This is a genomic window from Collimonas fungivorans (genome assembly GCF_028292705.1).
Taxonomy (GTDB): Bacteria; Pseudomonadota; Gammaproteobacteria; order Burkholderiales; family Burkholderiaceae_D; genus Collimonas; species Collimonas fungivorans_B.
Map to the genome: position 1 here is coordinate 1 of NZ_JAQGLV010000199.1, position 3,088 is coordinate 3,088.

General features: G+C 64.4%; 3 protein-coding genes and 1 pseudogene. All 4 read left to right on the top strand.

Annotation, left to right across the window (positions count from 1 at the left end; translation table 11 throughout):
* The coding region (locus tag JWQ61_RS11230; protein WP_304360606.1) for a UDP-N-acetylglucosamine 2-epimerase at positions 1–242 on the top strand (242 nt) is incomplete at its 5' end.
* A 120-nt stretch (positions 243–362) separates the two neighbouring features.
* On the top strand, positions 363–1,751 hold the full coding sequence (locus tag JWQ61_RS11235; RefSeq protein ID WP_304360608.1) for a glycosyltransferase: 1,389 nt from the start codon (positions 363–365) through the stop codon (positions 1,749–1,751).
* A 2-nt stretch (positions 1,752–1,753) separates the two neighbouring features.
* Positions 1,754–2,821 (top strand): hypothetical protein, encoded by a 1,068-nt coding sequence (locus tag JWQ61_RS11240; protein ID WP_304360607.1) that lies wholly within the window; start codon positions 1,754–1,756, stop codon positions 2,819–2,821.
* 28 nt (positions 2,822–2,849) lie between these two features.
* Positions 2,850–3,088: pseudogene (locus tag JWQ61_RS11245) on the top strand (hypothetical protein); the annotation flags it as partial.

Below are 3,088 nucleotides of genomic sequence, written 5' to 3' on the forward strand. Positions count from 1 at the left end.
CCGGCACGGTGCAGCTGGTCGGCACCGATTCGGCGCGGATTGTCGCCGCGGTAACGCGGCTCTGCGACGACGACATCTTCTGGCAGCAGGCAACGCAACGCGTCAACCCTTATGGCGACGGCCGCGCCGCGGAGCGGATCGCCAACGTGCTGTGCGGAAGGTCCATCGCCGAATTCGGCATGGATCAGCGCAGCCCGGCCAGGACAGCGCACCTCGCGGCAGCGGCGCTGCAACCTATCTAGCCGCTGGCGTCATTTTCGAGGAGCCGCACCATGCCTTATTCGCCGCACACTCCTCGCAAGGCGGCTGCGCACCGAAGGCTGCCACACCTGCCGGCGCGCTGCGCATTTTTTTCGCTGATGATGCTGATGGGACAAGCGCGCTCATCGCCGCTGGAATTCGACGCCCGCACAATTGAACTCGACCTGATGACCGCCATATTGGGCGGCATCATCGTCCTGCTGGTGGTCTATACGATCCGCCACTACCTGTTCACCCTCAACCGCCTGTTCGGACGGCAACGCCAGCCCTACCTCGATATCGAACAGGCAGCATGGCCATCTGTGGTGGTATGCGTGGCCGCCCACAACGAGGAAAGGGTGATTGCCGATGCCCTGCATGCCCTGCTGGAAGTCGACTACCCGCGCGACAAGCTGGTCATCATGCCCGTCAACGACCGCTCCAGCGACGCCACGCGGGCCATCATCGACCGCATCGCCGACGCCAATCCGGGACGCTTCACGCCGTTCCACCGCAGCGGCGGACGGCCCGGCAAGGCCGCTGCCTTGCGCGACGCCACCGAGAAAATCCAGGCTGAAATCATCATCGTCTTCGATGCCGACTATCTCCCCGCGCGCGGCCTGATCAAGCAGCTGGTCGCGCCCTTTTTCGATCCCGAAGTCGGCGCCATCATGGGCCGCGTGGTGCCCATCAACGCCGGCGCCAACCTGCTGACGCGCCTGCTCGACCTGGAACGGGCCGGCGGCTACCAGGTCGACCAGGCGGCGCGCATGAACCTGGGCCTGGTGCCGCAGTATGGCGGCACGGTCGGCGGTGTACGGCGCTGCGCGCTGGAGGAAATCGGTGGCTGGAACAGCGACATGCTGGCCGAGGACACCGATGTCACTTTCCGCCTGCTGCAGCAAGGCTGGAAAACGGTATACCAGAACCGTTCGGAATGCTACGAGGAAGTCCCCGAAACCTGGCCGGTCAGAATCAGGCAAATCAGCAGATGGTCGCGCGGACATAACCAGGTCATGAGCCACAACCTGATGCGCCTGCTGAAAAATCCGCGCATCAGCCTGCGCGAAAGGGCGGACGGCGCGCTCCTGCTGTGCGTCTTCATCATGCCGCCGCTGCTGGCCATCGGCTGGACCCTGACCATCATCCAGTTCTTCATGACTTCGCACCAATGGCTGTTCGGCTGGCTGGCCTTGAGCGGCATGGTGGCTTACGGCGCATTCGGCACCAATGCAGCATTTTTTGAAATGGCGGCGGCCACTTACCTGGACGGCAACCGCAACCGCATCCGCCTGCTGCCGCTAAACATATTCGGCTTCCTGGTCAGCCTGGTGTCCATCTGGCGCGCGGCAATCGCGCAGATCCTCGATGCGCTGCAAAAGCGCGAACTGGTATGGCATAAGACCGAAAGGTTCAGGGTGCTGTCCGCAAACCCGGTGCAAGACCTTATATCTCCCCTCGACAGCGTGCAGATAAGCGGCGCCGTCGAATTGCATGGGGAGGTTTCCTGATCATGGCTTCCCCAGCGCTGCTCTTGGTCAGCGTGCTGCTGATCTTGTTCCTGCCGTTTATTCCGGCCATCTCCGAGTGGCTGCGCCCGACCGACGTCGCCCCTCTGCCGGTCAGGAGAAACGAGATCAACAACCTGCGTTATTTCGCCGACAGCTTCCGGCAAACCATCGCCCGCATGCCGGCCATCGACTTACCGCAATTGCAGAAGCTGCAAACCGACCGCACCGTCCGCGTCAGCAACAACTTGCATGTCGTGCACCGGCAGCTGAGCGCCGATGTCGATGCCGGCTACCCTGCGGCCACCCTGGAAATACTGCAAAAAAAGAATGGCATAGTCATCTTCCTGCACGACGCCTGCCTGCCGCCGGGCAGCCACAGCCAGGCCGACCTGTTTGCCGCCGCCGACTTGCTGGTTGGCGCCGGCGCCAGCCTGCGCGCCTGCTCCGCCCAGGGCCTGATCACTCTTGGCCCGGATACGGTAGTGCATCGCTGGATCGACGCCCCCGCCATCCGTGTCGGCAGCAATGCCGCTATCGACGGCCGCATCACTGCCGTCAAGGAAATCGATTTTTCCGGCGGCAGCCGTTTTGTACGAGCCGGAGCGCCCAGCATGCGTTTCGGCGATTGCGGCAATGCCGCCGGCCCGGCTCCCCAGGCGCCGTCGCCGCGGCCGCGCCATATCCTGGACGATAGCGCAGGGCAATCCGCCGCGATCCGCCAGGACGGCGACTTCGTGGTGCGCGGCGCCCACCGCATACGTGCCGGGACCACGGTCTTCGGCAGCATCAAGACCTACGGCGACCTGCACCTGGGAGAGCGCTCCTGCGTCGCCGGCAGCCTGGTTTCCAACCGGGATATCGTGCTTGGCCAAGGCTGTTCGGTGCTCGGTCCGGTCATCAGCCAGAACGATATCGTAGTCGGCCCCGACTGCCGCATCGGCACACCCGGCTCCGCCACCACCATGGTCTGCCGGAAACTGACGATTGCCGCGGGCTGCATCGTGCATGGTGTGATTACCACGCAAGACGGAGCAACCGTGACTGCGCGGGAGACGCACCATGGCGCCTGATGCCCACGCTGCACCAACGATATCGCGGATGCTTGCCGCCGTTTTCTGCCTCGGCTGCCTGGCGCCGGCAAGCGCGGCAGAATCTGCGCCGCCAGCCCCCAGCGTCGCCGCGTTTGCCGATTTTACGTTGCCGGACGGCGCCATCACCGTCTTTCCCAAGGGCGATTATGTCGAGCCGTACTTCGCGCTGACGGCCCTGCTGGCCGCGCATGGCCTCGGCCTCGACGTCGCTCCGGCGGCCTCGGCATTCGCCCACTGGCTGCTGCC

Bases quoted from the DNA above. Each gene is read 5' to 3' on its own strand.
- JWQ61_RS11235 (WP_304360608.1), top strand. From the start codon at position 363: ATGCTGATGGGACAAGCGCGCTCATCGCCGCTGGAATTCGACGCCCGC.
- JWQ61_RS11240 (WP_304360607.1), top strand. From the start codon at position 1,754: ATGGCTTCCCCAGCGCTGCTCTTGGTCAGCGTGCTGCTGATCTTGTTC.